Source organism: Chimaeribacter sp. YP20170169, from assembly GCF_056739715.1.
Map to the genome: position 1 here is coordinate 2,745,379 of NZ_CP176824.1, position 22,005 is coordinate 2,767,383.

The following is a 22,005-nucleotide window of genomic DNA, read 5'->3' on the forward strand; positions in this document are numbered from 1 at the left end:
ATCAAGTGTATCGGGTTGTTCATCCTGCGCCGGTGAAGGTGCGCCGGGGCGCCTCATGCCCCGCCTTTCTTGCATGGAATAAGGGAGATAGCGTGAAAAAAACCTTGGGCGTCTTTTTTCCCCTCTACACCACCACCCTGCTGATGCTGCTTGGCTCCGGCCTGCTCACCACCTATGTCTCGCTGCGGCTGACGGCGATGCAGGTGGGCGGCATGTTGATTGGCGCCATCATCGCCGCCCACTATATCGGGCTGGTGATTGGCGGCAAAGTGGGCCACGTGCTGATCGCCCGCGTCGGCCACATCCGCGCCTATGTCTCCTGCTCCGGCATCATCACCGCCGCGGTGCTCGGCCACGGGCTGACGGACAGCCTGCCCGCGTGGGTTGGGCTGCGGCTGATCATCGGCCTGTGCATGATGTGCCAGTACATGGTGCTGGAGAGCTGGCTCAACGATCAGGCGCAGTCAGAGCAGCGCGGGCTGGTGTTTGGTTTCTATATGGCCGCCTCCTATCTGGGGATGTCGCTCGGCCAGGTGGTGCTGATGTGGCAGGATGGGCTGGGCATCAGCACGCTGCTGCTGATCGCGCTCTGCTTTGCCCTCTGTCTGGTGCCGATTGCCCTCACCACCCGCACCCACGCCAACCACATGTCACCCGCGCCGCTGGAGCTGAAGTTCTTCCTCGGGGCGATCCCCAAGGTGCTGGCGCTGACGCTGCTGACCGGCATGGTGGTGGGCGCGTTCTACGGGCTGGCCCCGGTCTATACCAGCCAACAGGCGCTGACCACCCGCCAGACCGGGCTGTTCATGGCGCTGGCGATCTTCGCCGGGCTGCTGGCGCAGTTCCCGCTGAGCTGGCTTTCTGACCGCTACAACCGCAACCGGCTGCTCTGCATCGGTGCGCTGTTGTTGCTGCTGGCGGCACTGCCGTTGGCGCTGCTGCCGCGCCTGCCGTTCGCGCTGCTGCTGGGGATCGGGTTCGTGGTCAGCCTGATGCAGTTCTCGCTCTACCCGCTGGTGGTGGCGCTGGCCAATGACCAGATTGCGCCGGAGCGGCGGGTGTCGCTCTCCGCCTGTTTGCTGATGGCCTTTGGCGTTGGCGCCTGTCTTGGCCCGCTGCTGGTCGGCTCGCTGATGGAGCCATTGGGCGGCCATATCCTCTACGCCTTCTTTGCGCTGTGCGGCGCGGTGATGGCGGCGCTGGCGCGGCCGGTGCCACAGGCGGAGGAGGTGCCGCTGGCCGAGGATGCGCCGGTGCCGCACGCCGTGATCCCCGACAGCCTGACCAGTTCGCCGCTCTCGCCAGCGCTTAACCCGGCGTTTGATGAGCAGCAGATCCAGGAGGCGATGCCGGTGAATGATGACTCGACGTCCCCCTTCCCGCCACAGGGGGCCGACCCGGACGCCGACACCGGCCTGCAAAAAGCGTTTATCCTGCTTGAGGATGACGCCCTGCCCGAGGAGCCGGAGAAGCGCGTTCATCACGGGTAGCGCGCAGGCCTGCCCCATCACCGGCTGGCTGGCCTATTATTACTTGCCTAACCATGATCATTGAAATAATAAATTTACTTGATTAGGCTAAAAGATGAGAAATAGATCTCATCTTTCGCCCATTTTTTATGAAAAGAATAAATCACATTAATGTGATTTTTATTTTTCGCCGTCCTTGCACACTCTATTTATAAACTTTTCCCTGCCGGGCTGATGGTTCTGCCAGCGGCAAGCGAACAGCCGTTACGCTTATTACATCCTGATTTTTATTTTAATAAGGAGGATTTTCCCACCTACTTAACCACTGTAATGGCAGTAAGGAACCACTATGAAAATAGGCATCGATCCCGGACATGGCATGGCAAACCGCAAGGCGGGGGTCTTTGATCCCGGTGCCGTGCACACCCCCTCACACCCGCCGCTGTTTGAGGCGGATGTGGTGCTGGAGTATGGGCTGGCGCTGAAGGAGCGGCTGCGCTCAGGCGACTTCGAGGTGTTTATCACCCGTCAGGATAGCCAGACACCGACGCCGCTGTCGCAGCGCGCCCAGCGCGTCAAGGAGGCGGGCGGCGACATCCTGATCTCGCTGCACCTCAACGCTTCGGACGATCCCGCCGCACAGGGCGTCGAGGTGATCTATAACCGTGACAATAGCAAGCCGTTGGCACGGTTAATACAGGAGCGGCTGGTGAGAACCACCCATTTCCGTGACCGGGGAATAAAGCATCGCCCGGAGTTGGCGGTATTAAAATTTACCGGGCCAGCGGTATTAATTGAATTGGGTTTTATCAGTAACGAGCACGATCGAAGTACCTTGCTGGAGGCGGAGGTGCGCGAGGCAATTAACGATGCCATTGTTGACGCGCTGGATGAATTTATCCAATCCCGGCAAGCCATTCCGACCCACATGGCTTAAAAAAGGGGGCAGCGCCCTGCCCCCACCGCATCAGGCCGGATTATCGATGTCGATGAAGGTGACCTCCAACCCATGCGCCTGCGCCAGCCACTCGCCGAGCGCCCGCACGCCGCCGCGCTCGGTGGCGTGGTGGCCGGCGGCAAAGAAGTGCAGCCCCATCTCACGCGCGATGTGGATGGTCTGCTCCGACACCTCCCCGCTGATAAAGGCATCGACGCCAAACTCCGCCGCCTGCTGGATAAAGCCCTGCCCGCCGCCGGTGCACCACGCGACGCGGCGGATGGTGGCCGGGGCGTGGGTGTCGCTGTGCAGCACGCTGCGCCCCAGTTGCTGCTCCAGCCGCTGGCGCAGCGCCTCGCCGGTGAGCGGCGTGGTCAGCTCGCCCCACGGCACCAGTGGCACCACCTCGCCCCGCACCTCAATTCCCAGCATCTGCGCCAACTGCGCGTTATTGCCCAGCTCCGGGTGCGCGTCCAGTGGCAGGTGATAACCGTAAAGGTTGATATCCTCGGTCAGCAGGGTCTTCAGGCGGTTGCGTTTCATGCCGCGCACTACCACCGGCTCGTTCTTCCAGAAGTAGCCGTGGTGCACCACGATGGCATCGGCCCGGTGCGCGACGGCGGCGTCAAGCAGCGCCTGACTGGCGGTCACGCCGGTGACGATGCGTTGCACCTCTTCACGCCCCTCCACCTGGAGGCCGTTCGGCGCGTAGTCTTTAAAGTCGCTGACGTTGAGTTTCTGGTTGATGAGGCGTTCCAGTTCGGTATTGCGCATGGTTCATTTCCTTGGTAGGTCACGCAGGGCATCAAAAGGTCAGGCGGTCGCCCTGCTGCATAAAGATAAAGTTAACCCCGAGGCGGTTTCCGGCGTCAAGTTGCTGTTTCACCTCGGCGGGCACATCCTTGCTGGCCTGCAACGACGGCTTGATGTGGGTGACCACCACCGGCAGGCCGCGCAGCGCCTCCTCGCCGCCGCTAAGCGCCGCCAGCCGCGCCAGTTCGCTGAGTAGCAGCGCGGGCGTCAGGTGGCCGTAGAGCCGGTCGCTGGGCTGGTCATCGGCGTAGGAGCTCTCCAGCATAATGCCCTTGAGCTGGCGCGCCTGCACCAGCGGTGCCAGCGCCGCCCAGGCGGCGTGCAAATGGCGGGAGCGCTCGACGGCATCCGCGCCGGTGTCGCCAAAGTAGGCGAATGCCTCTTCGCCGTGGCGGATCAGCAGCATCGCCGAGGCGCCGCCCTCATGGCTCAGGGGGTAGATCACGCCGCTCATGCGGGTGTCTGCCAGGGTGAAGCGCTGGCCGGGCGGCGGGGTGTAGATCCGGTAGGTGCCGAGCCGCGTGCCGTTGCCGCTGTCGCTGAAGTTGGGCCAGCTTTTCCAGTTGAAGTAGTGGGTACGCAGGGTGTTGGCGGTGTCGCTGGTGGTGTAAATGGGCTTGCGCGGCTTATCCTCGGGCGCATTGAGCAGCAATCCGGCCAGGTGGTCGAGGTGGCCGTGGCTGATGAAGTAGCCAGCAATCAGCTCGCGGAACACGTAGCCCTCCGGCGTCAGCGGCGCGGCCTGTTGCGGCGTCGCCTCTGGTAGGCTGCCTTTCGCCAACGCCTGCCGGATGCCCGGCAACAGCGAGCCGGCGTCCAGCGCCAGCCAGCGCGTATCCTGATCGCTGCGGATCAGGTAGGCGCTCAGGTTCTGCTGATCCACCCCGCCACGCACGCCCAGCGCCACTAGCTCAAAGCCAGCCAGTGCCGCCGTCGGGCACAGCGCCAGTAGCGCCGCGCCAATCAGTAAGGTTGCCCGGTATTTTCCTCTGCCCATCTGCCTGCTCCTTGACGATCCTCCGAGAGGCCGCCATCCTCAAGGCGTTGCGCATGGCGGCGGGCATCCTCGAAGGCGGCCAGCGTGTCGCGCCGCGCATCGGCATGATCGACCTGTGGTGCCGGATAGTCTAGCACGTGCTGGTGCTGTTCCGCCCAGCGGTGCGGCTGGTGGATGAACTTATCCGGCACCGCCGCCAGCTCCGGTAGCCAGCGGCGGATAAACGCGCCCTGCTTGTCGTAGCGCTCGCCCTGGGTGGTAGGGTTGAAGATGCGGAAATAGGGCACCGCGTCGGTGCCGGTGGAGGCCGCCCACTGCCAGCCGCCGTTGTTGGCGGCGTAGTCGCCATCAATCAGCTGCGACATGAAGTAGCGTTCGCCCTCGCGCCAGTCGATGAGCAAATCCTTCACCAGATAGCTGGCGGTGATCATCCGCAGCCGGTTGTGCATCCAGCCAGTCTGGTTCATCTGGCGCATCGCGGCGTCCACGATCGGGTAGCCGGTCTGGCCGCGCTTCCACGCCTCGAATGCCGCCTCATCACGCCGCCACGGCACAAACTTCGTCCACGGCACGAACGGCTGGTGTTTGTTGAGCATCGGCCATGCCACCAGCAAATGGCGGTAGAAGTCGCGCCACACCAGCTCATTGAACCAGCCGAAAGCGCTGCCCTCCTGCTGCTCCAGCATCTGCGGGCACTCGGTGCGCAGGCGGTTGAAGCACTGGCGTGGCGAGAGCACGCCAATCGCCAGATAGGCCGACAGGCGGCTGGTGCCCTCCAGCGCGGGCTGGTCACGCTGGCGCGAGTAATCTTCCACCTGCTCGCGGCAGAAGCGGCGCAGCTGCGCCAGTGCCGCCTCCTCGCCCGCCGGGTAGAGCTCGGCATCCGGCTCCTGTTGCGGGTAGTCAAACGGTGTTAACCGGTGGCGTGCCACCTCGTTGGTGTGGCGCGGCTTGGGCGCGGGCAGCGAGCGGGTGTCTGACTCCGTCAGCCGACGGACAAACGCCTTGCGAAACGGGGTGTAGATCTTGTACATCTCGCCCTGCCCATTCACCACGCTACCCGGCGGCAATAACAGGCTGTCATCAAAGCTGCGGCACAGCACCGTGCCTGCCAGCGCTTTTTCCAGCGTGGCGTCACGCCGCCGCTCATTCAGCTCATACTGGCGGTTGTAGAAAAGCTGATCGACCTGCTGCGCATGGCAGAACTCCACCAGCCACAACGCGCTGTCGGTGAAGTCCGGGCATTGGTGGTAGAAGAGTTCGATGTGGCGCGCCGCCAGCGCCGCCTGTAACGCCGCCAGATTCTGCCGGATGAAGGCCGCCTGGCGCGGGGCCATGCTGTGGGAGGCCCACTGCGCCGGGGTGGCGATAAACAGTGCCAGCACCCGCGCCTCCGGGTCTTCGCAGGCGGCGTGCAGCGCGCGGTTATCCGTGACGCGTAGGTCATTTCGGAACCAGACCAGATGGGTTGCCATAACAGATCCTGTCAACAAACGGGCGGCCCGCAGGCCGCCCGGTTCAGTGTCCGTAGCGCAGGCAGAGCGCTTCGGGATAGGGTTCAAAATAGCGCTGTTGTTGCAGGTAGCCATCCGGGAACTCGCGCATGTAGTGCTTGAGCAGCGTGATCGGGGCCAGCAGCGGCTGCACACCACGGCGATAGCGATCGATCAGCTGGGTCAGCTCCTGCTTCTGGTCAGTTGTCAGCTGGTTGCGGAAGTAACCCTGCACATGCATCAGCACGTTGGTGTGGTTGCGGCGGGTGGCGTGGTGGGACATCAGCTTCATCAGCCGGCTGCGGTACTCCACCGTGAACTCCTCCAACGACTCCCACTGGTCAATGGCGGCGACGAAGCGCCCCAGCTCGCGGTACTCTGGCTGGGAGTGCGCCAGCAGCGACAGCTTGTAGCGGCTGTGGAAGGCGATCAGCCCGCCGCGCGACAACCCCTGCTTCCACAACATATTCAGCTCATAGAGCGCGAACACCCGCTCCACAAAGTTCTCGCGCAGCACCGGATCGTGCAGCCTACCATCCTCCTCCACCGGCAGCCACGGGTAGCGCTTCATCAGCTCGGCGGTATAGAGGCCGACGCCACTTTTACGCGCGTCCTTGCCATTGGCGCTGTAGACCCGCACCCGCTCCATGCCGCAGCTCGGCGACTTGGCGCAGACAATGTAGCCGCACAGGTGGCCGAGTGAACTGACCCGCGTTTCGGCGTAGTGCTGCATGGCCTCGGTGACATCCACCGACTCATCGTTGCTGTAACGCATCACGATGCCCTGATCGGCTTTGACCAACCTCAGCGCCGGGCGCGGCGTCGGCAGACCGATCGCCATCTCCGGGCATACCGGTTCGAAGCGAACATAGGGGGCCAACTGTTCCACGGCAAAGCCGAATCGCTTATGCCCCCCATCAAACCGGACATTCTCACCCAGCAGGCAGGCGCTGATTCCAATAGGAATTTTTTCACTCACGACGGCTCCCTGGTGTTGTGCATGATGAATTAAGTGTAGAAGAGAGCGGGCCACTGTCCCACCCTCGGGGCCAACAATTTATACAAATTACTGGTTTTGTACAGGTTAGCGTTTAAAAAATTATCAATGAGGATGGTTTTTATCTTTTCTTTACACCCGCACGCCCGATTTTTTCAGCTTCTTTGCCTGCCACGCCCTAGCCTGCGGGTAACGAAATCCCACAGGAGAAGAAGATGAGTCTCAGCGTAATCGCCGGGGCCGGGCTGGTGTTGTTGGTGCTGGCCTACCTGGTCTATGCCCTGATCCGGGCGGAGGCATTCTAATGACAATGGAAGGCATGGGCCTGCTGGCCCTGTTTATGCTGGTGCTGCTGGCGCTGGCGCGGCCGCTCGGCAGTGGCATGGCCCGGCTGGTGGAGGGCGGGCCGCCGCCGGGGCTTGGCGGGCTGGAGCGCCTGCTGGCACCGCAGCCCAACGAGATGGGCTGGGTGCACTACCTGTTGGCGCTGCTGCTGTTCAACGCGCTCGGGCTGCTGCTGTTGCTGGCGCTGCTGCTGGCGCAGGGCGTGCTGCCACTCAATCCGCAACACCTGCCGGGGCTGGACTGGGATCTGGCGCTGAACACCGCCGTCAGCTTTGTCACCAACACCAACTGGCAGGCCTACAGCGGCGAAAACAGCCTGAGCTACCTGAGCCAGATGGCCGGGCTGGGGGTGCAGAATTTCCTCTCCGCCGCCAGCGGCATCGCGGTGGCCTTCGCGCTGATCCGTGCCTTCGCCCGCCCCGCCACCGCCACCCTTGGCAATGCCTGGGTCGATTTGGCGCGCATCACCCTCTACGTGCTGCTGCCGCTGTCGCTGCTGCTGGCGTTGATGCTGGTGAGCCAAGGGGTGTTGCAGAACCTCGCGCCCTACCAGCAGGTGGCGACGCTGGAGGGCGGCGTGCAGGTGCTACCGATGGGGCCGGTGGCCTCACAGGAGGCGATCAAGATGCTCGGCACCAACGGCGGCGGCTTCTTCGGCGCCAACTCCGCCCACCCGTTTGAGAACCCGACCGCCTTTAGCAACCTGTTGCAGATGCTGGCGATCTTCCTCATCCCCTGCGCGCTCTGCTTCGCCTTCGGCGAGGTGGTGGGCGACCGCCGCCAAGGCAATGCGCTGGTGTGGGCGATGTCCTTGATCTTCGTGGTCTGCGTGGCGGTGGTGATGTACGCCGAACTGGCGGGCAACCCGCACCTCACCGCCCTCGGCGCGCAGAGCGCCGCCAACCTGGAGGGCAAGGAGGCGCGCTTTGGCATCGCCGCCTCCGCGCTGTTCAGCGTGGTGACCACTGCCGCCTCCTGTGGCGCGGTCAACGCGATGCTCGACTCCTTCACTGCGCTGGGCGGGCTAGTGCCGATGTGGCTGATGCAGATTGGCGAGGTGGTATTTGGCGGCGTCGGCTCCGGCCTCTACGGCATGTTGCTGTTCGTGCTGCTGACGGTGTTTATCGCTGGGCTGATGATTGGCCGCACGCCGGAGTACCTCGGCAAGAAGATCGACGTGCGCGAGATGAAGATGACGGCGCTGGCGATTCTGGTGACACCGGCGCTGGTGCTGCTCGGCACCGCGCTGGCACTGGCGCTGCCCGCCGGGCGTGCGGGCATCCTTAACCCCGGCGCGCATGGCTTCAGTGAGGTGCTCTACGCCCTCTCCTCGGCCGCCAATAACAACGGCAGCGCCTTCGCCGGTCTGGGCGTCAATACCCCCTTCTACAACTTGCTGCTGGCGGTGGTGATGGCGGTCGGGCGCTTTGGCGTCATTGTGCCGGTGCTGGCGATTGCTGGCTCGCTGGCGGCAAAACCGCGCCAGCCGGCGGGAGCTGGCACCCTGCCGACCCACGGCCCGCTGTTTGTCGGGCTGCTGGTCGGCACCGTGCTGCTGGTCGGCGCGCTGACCTTTATTCCGGCACTGGCGCTGGGGCCAGTGGCCGAACACCTTCAGCCCATTGGGTACTCAGGGAGCCTGTGATGACACGACAACCTTCGTCCCTGCTGACGCCAGCGCTGTTGCGCGCCGCGCTGCTGGGCGCGCTGAAAAAACTCGACCCTCGCGCCCAGTGGCGCAACCCGGTGATGTTTGTGGTCTACCTCGGCAGCCTGCTGACCACCCTGATTTGGCTGCAACAGTGGCTGGCTGGCCAACAGAGCGGCTTTACCGGCGCGGTCAGCCTGTGGCTCTGGTTCACGGTGCTGTTCGCCAATTTGGCGGAGGCGCTGGCCGAGGGACGCAGCAAGGCACAGGCCGCCAGCCTGCGCGGCGTGAAAAAGAGCAACTGGGCGAAAAAATTGGCTGCGCCACAGCCGGAGGCCGCCCATGAGCAGGTGGCGGCGGAGAGCCTGCGCAAGGGCGATTGGGTGCTGGTGGAGGCGGGTGACATCATCCCCTGCGACGGTGAAGTGCGGGTAGGCGGCGCGTCAGTGGATGAGAGCGCCATCACCGGCGAGTCCGCGCCAGTGATCCGCGAGTCCGGCGGCGATTTCGCCTCCGTCACCGGCGGCACGCGGGTGCTCTCCGACTGGCTGGTGGTGGAGTGCAGCGCCAACCCCGGCGACACCTTCCTTGACCGGATGATCAGCATGGTGGAGGGGGCGCAGCGCCGCAAGACGCCCAACGAGATCGCCCTCACCATCCTGCTGGTGGCGCTGACCATCGTCTTCCTGCTGGCGACCGCCACCCTCTTCCCCTTCTCCTGGTTCAGCGTGCTGGCGAGCGGGGCCGGTACGCCGATCACCGTCACGGTGATGGTGGCGCTGCTGGTTTGCCTGATCCCGACCACCATTGGCGGGCTGCTGTCGGCGATTGGCGTGGCGGGCATGAGCCGGATGCTGGGGGCCAACGTGATCGCCACCAGCGGCCGGGCGGTGGAGGCGGCCGGTGACGTCGATGTGCTGCTGCTCGACAAGACCGGCACCATCACCCTCGGCAACCGGCAGGCCAGCGCCTTCCTGCCCGCGCCGGGCGTGGCAGAGCAGGCCTTGGCCGACGCCGCCCAGCTGGCCTCGCTGGCGGATGAGACACCGGAGGGGCGCAGCATCGTGGTGCTGGCGAAACAGCGCTTCAATCTGCGCGAGCGGCCGCTCAGCGCACTCGGCGCAAGCTTTGTGCCCTTCTCCGCCCAGACGCGCATGAGCGGCGTGGAACTGCCGGGGCGCAGCGTGCGCAAGGGGCGGTGGACGCCATCCGCCGCCACGTGGAGGCCAACGGCGGTGCCTTCCCGCTGGCGGTCAACACGCTGGTGGAGGGGTGGCACGCGAGGGCGGCACACCGCTGGTGGTGGCCGACGGCAATCAGGTGCTGGGGGTGGTGGCGCTGAAGGATATCGTGAAGGGCGGCATCCGCGAGCGCTTCGCCCAGTTGCGCAAGATGGGCATCAAAACCGTGATGATCACCGGCGACAACCCACTGACCGCCGCGGCCATCGCCGCCGAGGCGGGGGTAGATGACTTCCTGTCGGAGGCGACGCCCGAGGCCAAGCTGGCGCTTATCCGCCAGTACCAAGCCGAGGGGCGGCTGGTGGCGATGACCGGCGACGGCACCAATGACGCCCCGGCGCTGGCGCAGGCCGACGTGGCGGTGGCGATGAACTCCGGCACCCAGGCGGCCAAGGAGGCGGGCAATATGGTCGATCTCGACTCCAACCCCACCAAGCTGATTGAGGTGGTGCACATCGGCAAGCAGATGCTGATGACGCGCGGCTCGCTCACCACCTTCAGCATCGCCAATGATGTCGCCAAGTACTTCGCCATCATCCCGGCGGCCTTCGCTGCCACCTACCCGCAGCTCAACGCGCTGAACGTGATGCACCTGCACTCGCCGGCCAGCGCCATCATGTCGGCGGTGATCTTCAACGCGCTGATCATCGTATTCCTGATCCCGCTGGCGCTGAAGGGCGTGCGCTACCGGGCGATGGGCGCGGCGGCGCTGCTGCGGCGCAATCTCTGGATCTACGGGCTGGGCGGGCTGCTGGTGCCGTTCGCTGGCATCAAGCTTATCGATCTGTTCCTCACCCTGCTGGGCATGGCCTGAAAGGAGACCCCATGAGCCATTTACGACCCGCTGTGCTGCTGTTGCTGCTGACCTTGCTGACCGGCCTCGCCTACCCGCTGCTGACTACCGCGCTGGCCAGCTGGCTGTTCAGCCCGCAGGCGCACGGCTCGCTGATCTACGCCGAGGGCCGGGCGGTCGGCTCGGCGCTGATTGGCCAGCCCTTCAGCCATGACAATTATTTCTGGGGACGTCCCTCCGCGACATCGGCCGCGCCCTATAATACGCTGGCGTCGGGCGGCAGCAATCTGGCGGGCAGCAACCCGGCGCTCGATCAGGCACTGGCCGACCGCATCGCCGCGCTACGTGCCGCCCACCCCGGCAGCCCGGCGGCAGTGCCGGTGGATCTGGTGACCGCCTCCGGCAGTGGGCTGGACCCGCACATCTCGCCCGAGGCGGCGCGCTGGCAGATCTCGCGCATCGCGCGGGTCCGCCACCTGCCACCGGCGACGCTGGAGCGGCTGGTGGCGGCCCAGACCGAAACGCCCTTCCCGGCGCTGCTTGGCGAGCCGGTGGTCAATGTGCTGGAACTGAACCGCGCCCTGGATGCGCTCAAAGGATAATGCATGGTGGATGAGGCGCCTGAACGCCCTGACCCGGACGCCCTGCTGGCGCTGGCGAACGCCCGCCCGCGCGGGCAACTGAAGATCTTTTTTGGTGCCTGCGCCGGGGTGGGGAAAACCTACGCCATGTTGCAGGAGGCGCAGCGCCTGCAACAGGCCGGGCTGGCAGTGCTGGCCGGTGTGGTGGAGACCCACGGCCGCCGCGAAACCGAGGCGCTGCTGGCGGGCCTGCCGCAGCTGCCGCCGCGCCGCGTCAGCCACCGTGGCCGCGCGCTGCCGGAGTTTGACCTCGACGCCGCGCTGGCGCGCCACCCGGCGCTGATCCTGGTGGACGAGCTGGCGCACAGCAACGTCGAGGGATCACGCCATCCCAAGCGCTGGCAGGATGTGGAGGAGCTGCTCAACGCCGGCATCGATGTGCTGACCACCGTCAACGTGCAGCATCTGGAGAGCCTGAATGACATTGTCGGCGGCATCACCGGCATCCGGGTGCGGGAGACGGTGCCCGACCAGATCTTCGATCAGGCCACCGAGGTGGTGCTGGTCGATCTGCCGCCGGATGACCTGCGCCGCCGCCTGAAGGAGGGCAAGGTCTACCTGCCCGGTCAGGCGGAGCGCGCCATCGAGCACTTTTTCCGCACCGGCAACCTGATCGCCCTGCGGGAGCTGGCGCTACGCCGCACCGCCGACCGGGTGGATGGGCAGATTCGCGCCCTGCGCCACGGGCCGGAGGGCGGCAATACGCCGCGTGACGCCTTGCTGGTCTGCATCGGCCCCGCCGCCGGGCAGGAGCGGCTGGTGCGCGCCGCCGCCCGGCTGGCGAGCCGGCTCAACTGCCCCTGGCATGCGGTCTATGCCGAAACGCCACGGCTGTACCGCCTGCCAGAGGCGCGGCGGCGGGCGATTTTGCAGGCACTGAAGCTGGCGCAGGCGCTCGGCGCGGAGACCGCCACCCTCGCGGACGCCGAACCGGAGCGGGCGCTGCTGCGCTACGCCCGCCAGCATGGGCTGGGGCGCATCCTCGCAGGCCGCCCGCGTGAGGGTCGCCGCTGGCGGCGCAGCTTTGGTGAACGGCTGGCGCGGCTGGCCCCGGAGGCCGAGTTGCTGCTGATCCCGCTCACCCCCGTGCCCGCCGCCAGCGGGCCATCTGACGCCCGCCCGCTGGCGACGCGCTGGCAGCGCCAGTGGCAGGGATGCGGCGCGGCGCTGGCGCTCTGCGCGCTGATCACCGGCGCGTCACAGTGGCTGCTGCCCGGCTTTGACCTGTCGAATCTGGTGATGCTCTACCTGCTCGGGGTGGTGGTGGTGGCGCTGTTCTTTGGCCGCTGGCCCTCGGTGGTGGCGGCGCTGCTGAACGTCGCCAGCTTCGACCTGTTTTTCGTCCAGCCGCGCGGCTCGCTGGCGGTCAGTGAGGCGCAATATCTGGTCACCTTTGCGGTGATGCTCACCGTCGGCCTGCTGATCGGTAACCTCACCGCCGGGGTACGCTATCAGGCGCGGGTGGCGCGCTACCGCGAGCAGCGCACCCGCCATTTGTATGAGATCTCTACCGCCCTGAGTCAGGCGCTGACGCCGGAGGCGGTGGCGCAGGCTGGCTGCCGCTTTGTCGCGGGCAGTTTTCAGGCGCGCGTCAGCCTGCTGCTGCCTGACGAGCAGGGCGAGCTGCACCCCTACAGCGAGCCAGAATCCACGCCGGGCGCGATCGATCCGGCCATCGCCCGCTGGAGCTTCGACACCCGCGCCCCGGCCGGGGCAGGCACCGACACCCTGCCCGGCGTCCCTTACCAGTTGCTGCCGCTGGCCACCGGCCGGCAGGCGCTGGGGCTGCTGGCGGTGGAGCCGGCCAGCCCGCGCCAGTTGATGGTGCCAGAGCAACAGCGGCTGTTGCAGACCTTCAGCGTGCTGCTGGCGAATGCGCTGGAGCGCCTGCATCTGGCGGCACAGGCGGAGCACGCGCGGGTTGACGCCGAACGGGAGCAGCTACGCAACTCGCTGCTCGCCGCCCTCTCCCACGATCTGCGCACACCGCTGACGGTGCTATTTGGTCAGGCGGAGATTCTCACCCTCGATCTGGCGGCGGCGCACTCCCCCTTTGCGCCACAGGCCAGCCAGATCCGCCAGCAGGTACTGAGCACTACCCGGCTGGTGAACAACCTGCTCGACATGGCGCGCATCCAGTCCGGCGGCCTCCAGCTGCGCAAGGAGTGGCAGGCACTGGATGAGCTGGTGGGCAGCGCGCTGCGATCGCTGGAGCCAACGCTGGAGGGGCATCCGCTGCGTCTTGAGCTACCGCCGGCGCTGCTGCTGGTGCAGTGTGACGCCGGACTGATTGAACGGGTGCTGGTCAATTTGCTGGAGAATGCCCATAAGTACGCTGGCCCCACCGCCACCCTCGGCATCCGCGCCGAGGAGGAGCCGGGGCGGCTGTGGGTGACGGTCTGGGACGATGGCCCCGGCATCCCGCCCGGCGAGGAGCTGCGCATCTTTGACAAGTTCGCCCGTGGGCAGCGGGAGTCAGCGATCCCCGGCGTGGGCTTGGGGCTGGCGATTTGCCGTGCCATTATGGTGCTTCACGGCGGGGAGATTCAGGCGCTGAATCGCCCTGAGGGGGGCGCGGCCTTCCGTTTCTGGCTGCCCCTCACCCCGCCCCCGGCCCTTGCGGCAGAATTCCTTGAGGAGAATGGCCCTGAACCCGGTGCAGATCCTGATAGTGGAAGATGAGAATGAGATCCGCCGCTTTGTGCGTACCGCGCTGGAGGCGGAGGGGTGGCGCGTGCATGACGCTGGCACCCTGCAACGTGGGCTGATCGAGGCGGCGACCCGCAAGCCAGATCTGATCATTTTGGATCTCGGGCTGCCGGATGGCGATGGGCTGGATTTCATCCACGATCTGCGCCAGTGGAGCGCGATCCCGGTGATCGTGCTGTCGGCGCGCAGTGAGGAGGCGGAGAAGATCGCCGCGCTGGACGCGGGCGCGGATGACTATCTGAGCAAGCCGTTTGGCGTGGGTGAGCTGCTGGCGCGGGCGCGCGCTTCATTGCGCCGCCATAACGGCCACGGCGGCAATGACAGCCCGCTGGTGACCTTCTCAGAGGTGACGGTGGATCTGCCCAACCGGCGGGTGACACGCCAGGGCCAACCGGTGCACCTGACGCCGATTGAGTTCCGCCTGCTGGCAGAGCTGCTGGCAAACCGTGGCAAAGTATTGACGCAGCGGCAGTTATTGAGCCGGGTGTGGGGGCCGAACGCAGTGGAGCACAACCACTACCTGCGCATCTACATGGGGCATCTGCGCCAAAAACTGGAGGCCGACCCCACCCGGCCGCAGCACCTGCTGACCGAAACCGGGGTCGGCTACCGCTTTATGGCCTGACGGGAATCAATAGAAATCCTGCGCCGCCAGTTCGGATTGCGCCAGCCACACCGGCTTGTCGCTGGTTTTGTGCCAGACGCGGTGCAGGTAGCTATAGAAACGGGCGCGATCGCGGTGCAGCAGCATCACCGGCAGGGCCAGCGCCCCAGCGGCGATGACTGCGCCGCGGCGCATCAGGACCCGGTGGCGGGGAAAGGCGGTATAGATTGGCATACTGTTCCTCCTGAAACGTTTCGCTGAAAGTTAATCACGGTGATTATGTGAGCTAGCTCAAATATTACCCTGCACAATGAGCTATGGCTACTCCTCCGACCACTCTTTTTCACTTTTTTGATCGGATCCTTACCAATGGCGTGATTAAGTTACAGGAGTGCTAAATAGTCGCTAATTTCAGGTTAAATAATACCCGCCCTTGCCGCGCCTATTCGCCCTCTTCCCGTGGCGCGGCGGCCAGCTCCTGCTCAATGCTCTCCACCGCCGTTTGCAGCGCCAGATTGACGCGCGCGATCTGCTCCGCGCTCAGGTCGGTGCGCATCATATTGCTGCGCAATGCGTGTTTCAGGCGCTTCATGGTCTCCGCGATCCCCTCGGCCAGATTGCCCTCCCGGTTCGCCGTCACCTGCGCCAGCCGGGCGAAGATCACATCCACCGCCGTCTGGTGCTCCGCCAGCTCTGCCACGCCTGCTGGCGTGATGCGGTAGCGCTTGCGGCCATTTTCTGCCGCCTCTGCCACCAGAAAATCCTGCTCCTCCAGCAGCGTCAGGGTCGGGTAGATCACGCCAGGGCTAGGCACATACAGCCCGGAGGAGGCCACCTCAATCGCCTTGATCAGCTCATAGCCGTGGCTCGGCTTTTTGGCTACCAGCGCCAGCAGCACGCGGCGCAGTTCACCGTGCTCAAACAGCCGGTGCAGCTTCTCACCCCGGCCGCGCCGGCGCCCCTCATGGCCGCCCCGGTGCTCATGGTGCCCACCGCGGCGGATCAGGTTATAGACTTTGTCACGGCGACGGCGGCCGCCGGGTTTGCGAGTGGTCATCTCTTCATTCATCATCAGTCACCTTGTTTTTAGATATATCGAATTATTTTAGATATATCTAAAATAACGGCGATGCACGATGCCGGCAAGATCTTTTTGCTCATTTTGCAGGCATAAAAAAAGGCGCTGTCGAAACAGCGCCTTAATCATGCGGTTAGCCGCGGGTTATTTGGCGTTCGCCAATACTTCGCCCACGATGTCGACCGCCTCTTTCTCGATCTTCTCGCGGTGTTCCGCGCCAAGGAAGCTCTCACAGTAAATTTTGTAGGCTTCCTCAGTACCGGACGGACGGGCGGCGAACCAGCCGTTGTCGGTCATGACTTTCAGGCCGCCGATGGCCGCGCCATTGCCCGGTGCCGCCGTCAGGCGGGCGGTGATCTTGTCACCGGCCAGTTGGTCAGCTTTCACCTGCTCTGGGGAGAGCTTGGAGAGCGCGGCCTTCTGTGCGTGGGTGGCGGCTGCCTGAATGCGGTTGTAGCTCGGCGCGCCAAAGCGCTCTGCCAGCCCGTCATAGTGCTGCTGCGGGTTCTTGCCGGTGACCGCGGTGATCTCGGCGGCCAGCAGGCACATGATGATGCCATCTTTGTCCGTGGACCACGGCGTGCCGTCGAAGCGCAGGAAGGAGGCGCCTGCGCTCTCCTCGCCGCCGAAGCCAAAGCTGCCGTCGTACAGGCCATCCACAAACCATTTGAAGCCCACGGGCACTTCCACCAGCTTGCGGCCCAGATCGGCCACCACGCGGTCAATCATCGCGCTGGAGACCAGCGTCTTGCCTACCGCGACATCCTGGCCCCACTGCGGGCGGTGCTGGAACAGGTACTGGATGGCAACGGCCAAATAGTGGTTCGGATTCATCAGCCCTTTCGGCGTGACGATGCCGTGGCGGTCGTAATCCGGGTCATTGGCGAAGGCCAGATCAAATTTGTCACGCAGCGCCAGCAGGCCAGCCATCGCCGACTCGGAGGAGCAGTCCATGCGGATGATGCCGTCATGGTCGAGGTGCATGAAGCGGAAGGTCTGGTCGATCTCGTTGTTGACCAGCGTCAGGTCGAGCTGGTAGTGCTCGGCGATGCGCTCCCAGTAGGCGATGCCGGAGCCGCCGAGCGGATCCACGCCCAGCTTCAGGCCCGCGCGTTGGATAGCTGGCATGTCGATGATGGAGGTCAGGCCCTCAATGTAGGGCTGCACCAGATCTTTTTCATGCAGGTGGCCGCCCTGCCAGGCTTTGTCCAGCGACTGGCGCTGCACACCCTTCAGGCCATCGGCCAGCAGCGCGTTGGCGCGCTTCTCAATCACCGAGGTGAGGTTGGTGTCAGCCGGGCCACCGTTCGGCGGGTTGTACTTGATGCCGCCATCTTCCGGCGGGTTGTGGGACGGCGTAATCACGATGCCGTCGGCCTGCGCGCCGCCGTTCTGGTTGTGCACCAAAATGGCATTGGAGATGGCGGGGGTCGGGGTGAAGCCATTGTCCTGCTGGACAATCACGTCAACGCCGTTGGCGGTGAGCACTTCCAGCACGGAGATGAAGGCCGGCTCCGAGAGCGCGTGCGTATCCTTACCCACGTAGCACGGCCCGGTAATGCCGTGCTGTTTGCGCACCTCGGCAATCGCCTGCGCGATGGCCAGAATGTGCGTTTCATTAAAGCTGTGACGGCCCGCGCTACCACGGTGGCCGGAGGTGCCGAACTTCACCGCGTGTGCGGCATTGCCCGGCTCCGGCTGCAATACGTAATATTGCGACGTCAACTGTGCCACATTAATCAAATCGCTCTGCTGAGCAGGTTGCCCTGCGCGTGGATGATTGGCCACCGGCACTTCTCCCTTTCGCGTAAATTAAATGGTGCCGCAAACTTTATCGGTCAGTTCCACCGGGAACTGCATGGCCTGCATGATGGTTTCAATCATGCTGCGTTTGCGACCGGTATTGGTATTGGTGATGACCCAGTACGGCGTGCCCGGCACTGGCTTGGGCTTGGTGTGGTTGCCGCTCTGGAGGAGGGTTTGCTCGTCGCCGGCAAAGTAGGTGCGCGTGCGGCCGTGCAACGTGTCTGTCGCCGCCGCGAACTCCTGCGGCGCCAGGCTATAGAGGGTTGACAGCACCAGCATAAAGCGATTGACGGCCTTATTCTGCTCGGCGTATTCGTCCGAAAGCAGCAGCTCACGCATCGCCCGCACCTTGTCACGCGGCTGCGCGGCCGGGGCTGGCGCGGTCACGGAGGGGGCGGCGGCCTGCGGCTGCACCGGGGCCGGCGCGGGGGCAGGCTGGGCCTGCGATTGGGCGGCCATGCTGGCTGTCGCGGCGCGCGCCGGTGCCTGCTGGCCCGGTGTGAATTTCAGCATACGGCGCAGGATATCGGACGCGCTTTCACCAATGTGCTGGGTGTGGCTCGCGATATAACGATAGAGCTCTTCGTCAACCTCAATAGTTTTCATCTTTATCCAGTACTGTTTTTCTACTTAATTCAATCGAAAAGAGTATACAAGCTAATCCGGTTTCGCGAACAGCTTCCTTCAGGTCGTACCTAAAATGCAGACTATTACCCAAATTTGCTACGTCGCCGGGCGCATTGCCGTCTCTCAATCATGGGGAAGATCGCTGTTTGCCATGATACCCTAAGCGGATTGTCTCTCAGTACGAACTTCGCTATGAAATTGAATTATCGCTTACAAACTGAACACTCGCCGGCGGGGGCGTTGCCGGTGGTGCTGATTCACGGCCTGTTCGGCAGCCTTGATAACCTTGGCATCCTGGCGCGCGGCCTGCGCGACCGCCACCCGATTGTGCAGGTCGACATGCGCAACCACGGCCTTTCGCCACGCGCGCCGGGTATGCGCTACCCGGAGATGGCCGCCGACCTGAAGCAGTTGCTTGAGGAGCTGGCTATCCCGCGCGCCATCGTGATTGGCCACTCAATGGGCGGCAAGGCGGCGATGGCGCTCACCGCCGTCGCCCCGGAGGTGGTGGACAAGCTGGTGGTGATTGACGTCGCGCCGGTGGACTACCAGACCCGCCGCCACGACGAGATCTTCGCCGCCATCCGCGCGGTGAGCGAGGCGGGCATCACCCAGCGCAGCGCCGCCGCCGCCCTGATGCGTGACCATCTCGCTGAGGAGGGGGTCATCCAGTTCCTGCTGAAGTCGTTCCATGAGGGCGAGTGGCGCTTCAATGTGCCAGTGCTATGGGAGCAGTATGCGCACATCACCGGCTGGGAGCCGATCCCCACCTGGCCGCACCCGACGCTGTTTATCCGCGGCGGCCTCTCCCCCTATATCAAGGAGAGCTACCGCGATGAGATCGCGCGCCAGTTCCCGCAGGCGCGCGCCCACGTGGTGGCTGGCACCGGCCACTGGGTCCATGCGGAAAAACCAGAGGCGGTGCTGCGCGCCATCGATCGCTTCCTGACAGAAGCCTGACCGGCCCTCAGTTCAGCGCGCTGTCTGGCCAGTATTTGTAGCCGTTGACCATCGCCTGCGCCACTAGCCCGTTGTCTGTCACCTGATAGAGGCTGACGCCGCTGGCGGCGCGCAACTCCTCCGGCAGGGCGTCATTGATCGCCTTGCCGGAGAGCGCCTTACCCTTGTCCTGATACTTGGCCGCCGCCTGCGCACTGGCCCCGACCATCACACCATTGTCGATAAAGCCATGCAGGCTCTCAGGGGTGTGGAACACCATCAGCGTCCGCGTCTGGTTGATGCCCAGCCCCAGCCCGGCACCGGCCTGCGCCATCTTCATATAGGTCTCACGCCCACTGCGGTTGTCATGCACCACGCCATAGCCCGACCCCAATCCCACCACCATGATTTTGCTGCTGTTGGCGGCAAATACCCCGTAGCCGCTGGCGTGGGCCAGCGCGTTGGTCGCCTCTGGGTAGCGGGCGCGCACCTCTTTCAGCGTGTCCTGCTTGAGCGTCTGGATGGCCTGACGTTGCTGGGCGGCGGTGTCGCCCTGCGCGCCACATCCCCCTACCAACATGGCAATCATCACGGGTAAAAATGGTTTAAAGTATTTTATATCAAACATTTATGCTTAATCCCTGAGCAGAAGGCGCGTATTCTGTCAGGTTTTTCCACCTCTGGCACCTGCCGCCCCGATTGATCGCACGGAGTGAGAAACGGGGTGAAACGCCAACAGATGAAGCCGAACAGGCAGTTAGGCATTGTTCAGGCCGCGCGTGCTGGGGTATTATGGCGCGCTATGTCTTGCCCCGTCAGCGTCGGTTACGCCGCGCGGCGGCGGTAAAGTGGGTTAAGGTTGATTGACCTCAACATGTATTCACCGAGCCATCCGGCTGTGCTCAGGCGCAGGCAGATGTTGACTCCTTAGTCGTACCTCTACCTATGGCAAAAGAACAAACGGATCGCACCACGCTGGATCTGTTCGCAGATGAACGCCGGCCGGGACGCCCAAAAACCAATCCACTCTCCCGTGATGAACAGCTCAGGATCAACAAACGTAACCAGTTGCGACGCGACAAGGTGCGGGGCTTGCGCCGGGTAGAGCTGAAGATCAACGCGGACGCCGTGGACGCGCTCAATAAGCTGGCGGAGCAGCAGAACATCAGCCGCAGCGAGCTGATTGAGCAGATGCTGCTGGCGCAACTGCGCAAGCAGCAAGACGACGCCTGACGGCCTGCCGGCGGTGACACCCTTCGCCGCCAGCATGGCCCTGCCTCCTCCCCCGCCCTCCCTAACGCTTGCCCGCGGATGTCTTTGATCGTAGGGCACCAATGCAGGAAAAAAGCGCCGCAAGCACACAAAGGCGATAACACCCGCGCCATTTGGCCGATAGAATATTTGACCATTCTGGCTGTTGGGAAGCCGGCTGGCTCCCTGGGCGCGGCGGCGTGATGATGTTCACCCCGCGGTGACTTTGCTATCATCAGCAGCATCCGCACCTGTCAATGGCAGGTAAATTAATTAAGAACAAGAGGTTAAAGAATTATATGGCCGTAGTGGGAATCTTCTTCGGATCTGACACCGGAAACACTGAGAACATCGCCAAAATGATCCAGAAGCAACTGGGTGCCGATGTGGCGGAAGTGCATGACATCGCCAAGAGCAGCAAAGAAGATCTGGAAAAGTTTGACATCCTGCTGCTGGGCATCCCGACCTGGTATTACGGCGAAGCGCAGTGTGACTGGGATGACTTCTTCCCGACGCTGGAAGAGATCGACTTCAACGGCAAGCTGGTGGCGCTGTTTGGCTGCGGCGACCAGGAAGATTACGCGGAGTACTTCTGTGACGCGATGGGCACCGTGCGTGACATCATCGAGCCGCGCGGCGCGACGCTGGTCGGCCACTGGCCGGTAGCTGGCTACCACTTTGAGGCCTCCAAGGGCCTGGCCGACGACAGCCACTTCATTGGTCTGGCCATTGACGAAGACCGCCAGCCGGAGCTGACCAACGAGCGCGTCGACGCTTGGGTGAAGCAGATCTCCGAAGAGCTGAGCCTGGCTGAGATCATCGGCTAAGCTCCCTCACGGCCCGGGGTGTCGATTTCTGACCGAACGGGCCGGATTTATCCCGCCAGACACCAAAAGATCGGCTACAAGTTTGTAACTTTATACAGTATCGGGGTACACTGGCGCCGGTGTATTTCCTATCCATCAACGCATTGCAACAGTGTATTAACAATGGCGCGAACGGCGTTAACAGGCGGCGTTTTCTTTTGAACCCGTGAGTTCTATAATGAGACGCAATTAAAACCGTTGCGCCGCCTGATGTCATAGGCTGTATGCCTCAACGTGAATAGCATAGTAACAGGACAGAATCCGCATGACTGACAATAACACCGCATTAAAGAAGGCCGGCCTGAAAGTCACGCTTCCCAGACTTAAGATCCTGGAAGTGCTGCAAGATCCGGAATGCCATCATGTCAGTGCGGAAGATCTTTATAAGAAGCTGATTGATATGGGCGAAGAGATTGGTCTGGCCACGGTTTACCGCGTGCTGAACCAATTCGACGACGCCGGCATCGTGACCCGTCACAACTTTGAAGGCGGCAAGTCCGTATTCGAGCTGACGCAGCAGCAGCACCACGATCACCTGATCTGCCTTGATTGCGGTAAAGTGATTGAATTCAGTGATGAATCTATTGAGATCCGCCAGCGTGAAATTGCCAAGAAACATGGCATCAAGCTGACCAACCATAGCCTCTACCTCTATGGTCATTGTGAAGCCGGTGATTGTCGCGAAAACGAAGGTTTGCACGACAAGTAACCAATCTGCGGGACGCAGGACGCCCCCCGCAGTATAAAGCTC

The 22,005-nt window shown here is 63.7% G+C and carries 20 protein-coding genes and 1 pseudogene; 12 read left to right on the forward strand and 9 right to left on the reverse strand.

Annotated elements, in window-relative coordinates; translation table 11 throughout:
• Positions 1-92 precede the first annotated feature (92 nt).
• Together ACK3SD_RS12475 and ACK3SD_RS12480 are read left to right on the forward strand one after the other, a co-directional pair.
• Positions 93-1,490, forward strand: coding sequence for an MFS transporter (locus ACK3SD_RS12475; protein ID WP_481125695.1), 1,398 nt, complete (start codon positions 93-95; stop codon positions 1,488-1,490).
• A 328-nt stretch (positions 1,491-1,818) separates the two neighbouring features.
• Positions 1,819-2,406, forward strand: coding sequence for an N-acetylmuramoyl-L-alanine amidase (locus ACK3SD_RS12480; RefSeq protein WP_481125696.1), 588 nt, complete (start codon positions 1,819-1,821; stop codon positions 2,404-2,406).
• Positions 2,407-2,436: 30 nt separating this feature from the next.
• Here ACK3SD_RS12480 and ACK3SD_RS12485 read toward each other — a convergent pair whose 3' ends face one another.
• The 4 genes from ACK3SD_RS12485 to ACK3SD_RS12500 are packed head-to-tail and all read right to left on the reverse strand — an operon-like array spanning position 2,437 to position 6,688.
• Positions 2,437-3,180, reverse strand: a complete 744-nt coding sequence (locus tag ACK3SD_RS12485) for a type 2 GTP cyclohydrolase I (RefSeq protein WP_481125697.1) — start codon at positions 3,178-3,180, stop codon at positions 2,437-2,439.
• Positions 3,181-3,211: 31 nt separating this feature from the next.
• The gene (locus ACK3SD_RS12490; RefSeq protein WP_481125698.1) at positions 3,212-4,216 is read right to left on the reverse strand and encodes an MBL fold metallo-hydrolase; all 1,005 of its coding nucleotides are present in this window, start codon (positions 4,214-4,216) and stop codon (positions 3,212-3,214) included.
• Positions 4,183-5,691, reverse strand: a complete 1,509-nt coding sequence (gene phrB / locus ACK3SD_RS12495; protein WP_481125699.1) for a deoxyribodipyrimidine photo-lyase — start codon at positions 5,689-5,691, stop codon at positions 4,183-4,185. The genes ACK3SD_RS12490 and phrB overlap by 34 nt, the downstream gene beginning before the upstream one ends.
• A 43-nt stretch (positions 5,692-5,734) precedes the next feature.
• Entirely contained in the window at positions 5,735-6,688 is a 954-nt protein-coding gene (locus ACK3SD_RS12500; RefSeq protein ID WP_481125700.1) for a YbgA family protein, read from the reverse strand.
• 233 nt (positions 6,689-6,921) lie between these two features.
• Between ACK3SD_RS12500 and ACK3SD_RS12505 the strand changes: the two genes are divergently transcribed.
• The 6 genes and pseudogenes from ACK3SD_RS12505 to kdpE all read left to right on the forward strand — a co-directional run bounded on the left by ACK3SD_RS12505 (position 6,922) and on the right by kdpE (position 14,708).
• On the forward strand, positions 6,922-7,011 hold the full coding sequence (locus ACK3SD_RS12505) for a K(+)-transporting ATPase subunit F (RefSeq protein ID WP_137763863.1): 90 nt from the start codon (positions 6,922-6,924) through the stop codon (positions 7,009-7,011).
• Positions 7,011-8,696, forward strand: coding sequence for a potassium-transporting ATPase subunit KdpA (gene kdpA / locus ACK3SD_RS12510; protein WP_481125701.1), 1,686 nt, complete (start codon positions 7,011-7,013; stop codon positions 8,694-8,696). The genes ACK3SD_RS12505 and kdpA overlap by 1 nt, the downstream gene beginning before the upstream one ends.
• Positions 8,696-10,754: pseudogene (gene kdpB / locus ACK3SD_RS12515) on the forward strand (potassium-transporting ATPase subunit KdpB). Before kdpA ends, kdpB begins: the two are co-directional and overlap by 1 nt.
• Before the next feature lie 11 nt (positions 10,755-10,765).
• On the forward strand, positions 10,766-11,335 hold the full coding sequence (gene kdpC, locus ACK3SD_RS12520; RefSeq protein ID WP_481125702.1) for a potassium-transporting ATPase subunit KdpC: 570 nt from the start codon (positions 10,766-10,768) through the stop codon (positions 11,333-11,335).
• Between the two features lie 3 nt (positions 11,336-11,338).
• Positions 11,339-14,056: a two-component system sensor histidine kinase KdpD gene (gene kdpD, locus ACK3SD_RS12525; RefSeq protein WP_481125703.1), complete on the forward strand. Its 2,718-nt coding sequence runs from the start codon at positions 11,339-11,341 to the stop codon at positions 14,054-14,056.
• Entirely contained in the window at positions 14,016-14,708 is a 693-nt protein-coding gene (gene kdpE / locus ACK3SD_RS12530; protein ID WP_481125704.1) for a two-component system response regulator KdpE, read from the forward strand. The genes kdpD and kdpE overlap by 41 nt, the downstream gene beginning before the upstream one ends.
• A gap of 6 nt (positions 14,709-14,714) precedes the next feature.
• Here the strand turns inward: kdpE and ACK3SD_RS12535 are convergent, their stop codons facing one another.
• The 4 genes from ACK3SD_RS12535 to seqA form a co-directional block, all read right to left on the reverse strand.
• Entirely contained in the window at positions 14,715-14,921 is a 207-nt protein-coding gene (locus ACK3SD_RS12535) for a YbfA family protein (protein ID WP_481125705.1), read from the reverse strand.
• A gap of 208 nt (positions 14,922-15,129) precedes the next feature.
• Positions 15,130-15,759: a PadR family transcriptional regulator gene (locus ACK3SD_RS12540; protein ID WP_481125706.1), complete on the reverse strand. Its 630-nt coding sequence runs from the start codon at positions 15,757-15,759 to the stop codon at positions 15,130-15,132.
• A 150-nt stretch (positions 15,760-15,909) separates the two neighbouring features.
• Positions 15,910-17,553, reverse strand: coding sequence for a phosphoglucomutase (alpha-D-glucose-1,6-bisphosphate-dependent) (gene pgm, locus ACK3SD_RS12545; protein ID WP_481125707.1), 1,644 nt, complete (start codon positions 17,551-17,553; stop codon positions 15,910-15,912).
• Between the two features lie 24 nt (positions 17,554-17,577).
• Positions 17,578-18,177 carry a replication initiation negative regulator SeqA gene (gene seqA / locus ACK3SD_RS12550; RefSeq protein ID WP_481125708.1) on the reverse strand — a complete coding sequence of 200 codons (600 nt, stop codon included), beginning with the start codon at positions 18,175-18,177 and terminating at the stop codon, positions 17,578-17,580.
• A gap of 213 nt (positions 18,178-18,390) precedes the next feature.
• On the opposite strand from seqA, the gene ybfF reads away from it, so the two are divergent.
• Positions 18,391-19,158 carry an esterase gene (ybfF, locus tag ACK3SD_RS12555; RefSeq protein ID WP_481125709.1) on the forward strand — a complete coding sequence of 256 codons (768 nt, stop codon included), beginning with the start codon at positions 18,391-18,393 and terminating at the stop codon, positions 19,156-19,158.
• A gap of 7 nt (positions 19,159-19,165) precedes the next feature.
• Here the strand turns inward: ybfF and ACK3SD_RS12560 are convergent, their stop codons facing one another.
• Entirely contained in the window at positions 19,166-19,717 is a 552-nt protein-coding gene (locus ACK3SD_RS12560) for a lipid-binding SYLF domain-containing protein (protein WP_481125710.1), read from the reverse strand.
• Positions 19,718-20,082: 365 nt separating this feature from the next.
• Between ACK3SD_RS12560 and ybfE the strand changes: the two genes are divergently transcribed.
• From ybfE to fur, 3 genes are all read left to right on the forward strand, one after another.
• Positions 20,083-20,370: a LexA regulated protein gene (ybfE, locus tag ACK3SD_RS12565; protein ID WP_137763875.1), complete on the forward strand. Its 288-nt coding sequence runs from the start codon at positions 20,083-20,085 to the stop codon at positions 20,368-20,370.
• A gap of 317 nt (positions 20,371-20,687) precedes the next feature.
• Positions 20,688-21,215 carry a flavodoxin FldA gene (gene fldA / locus ACK3SD_RS12570; protein ID WP_137763876.1) on the forward strand — a complete coding sequence of 176 codons (528 nt, stop codon included), beginning with the start codon at positions 20,688-20,690 and terminating at the stop codon, positions 21,213-21,215.
• Between the two features lie 304 nt (positions 21,216-21,519).
• Positions 21,520-21,963, forward strand: a complete 444-nt coding sequence (gene fur, locus ACK3SD_RS12575) for a ferric iron uptake transcriptional regulator (RefSeq protein ID WP_137763877.1) — start codon at positions 21,520-21,522, stop codon at positions 21,961-21,963.
• The last annotated feature ends 42 nt before the right edge of the window (positions 21,964-22,005 follow it).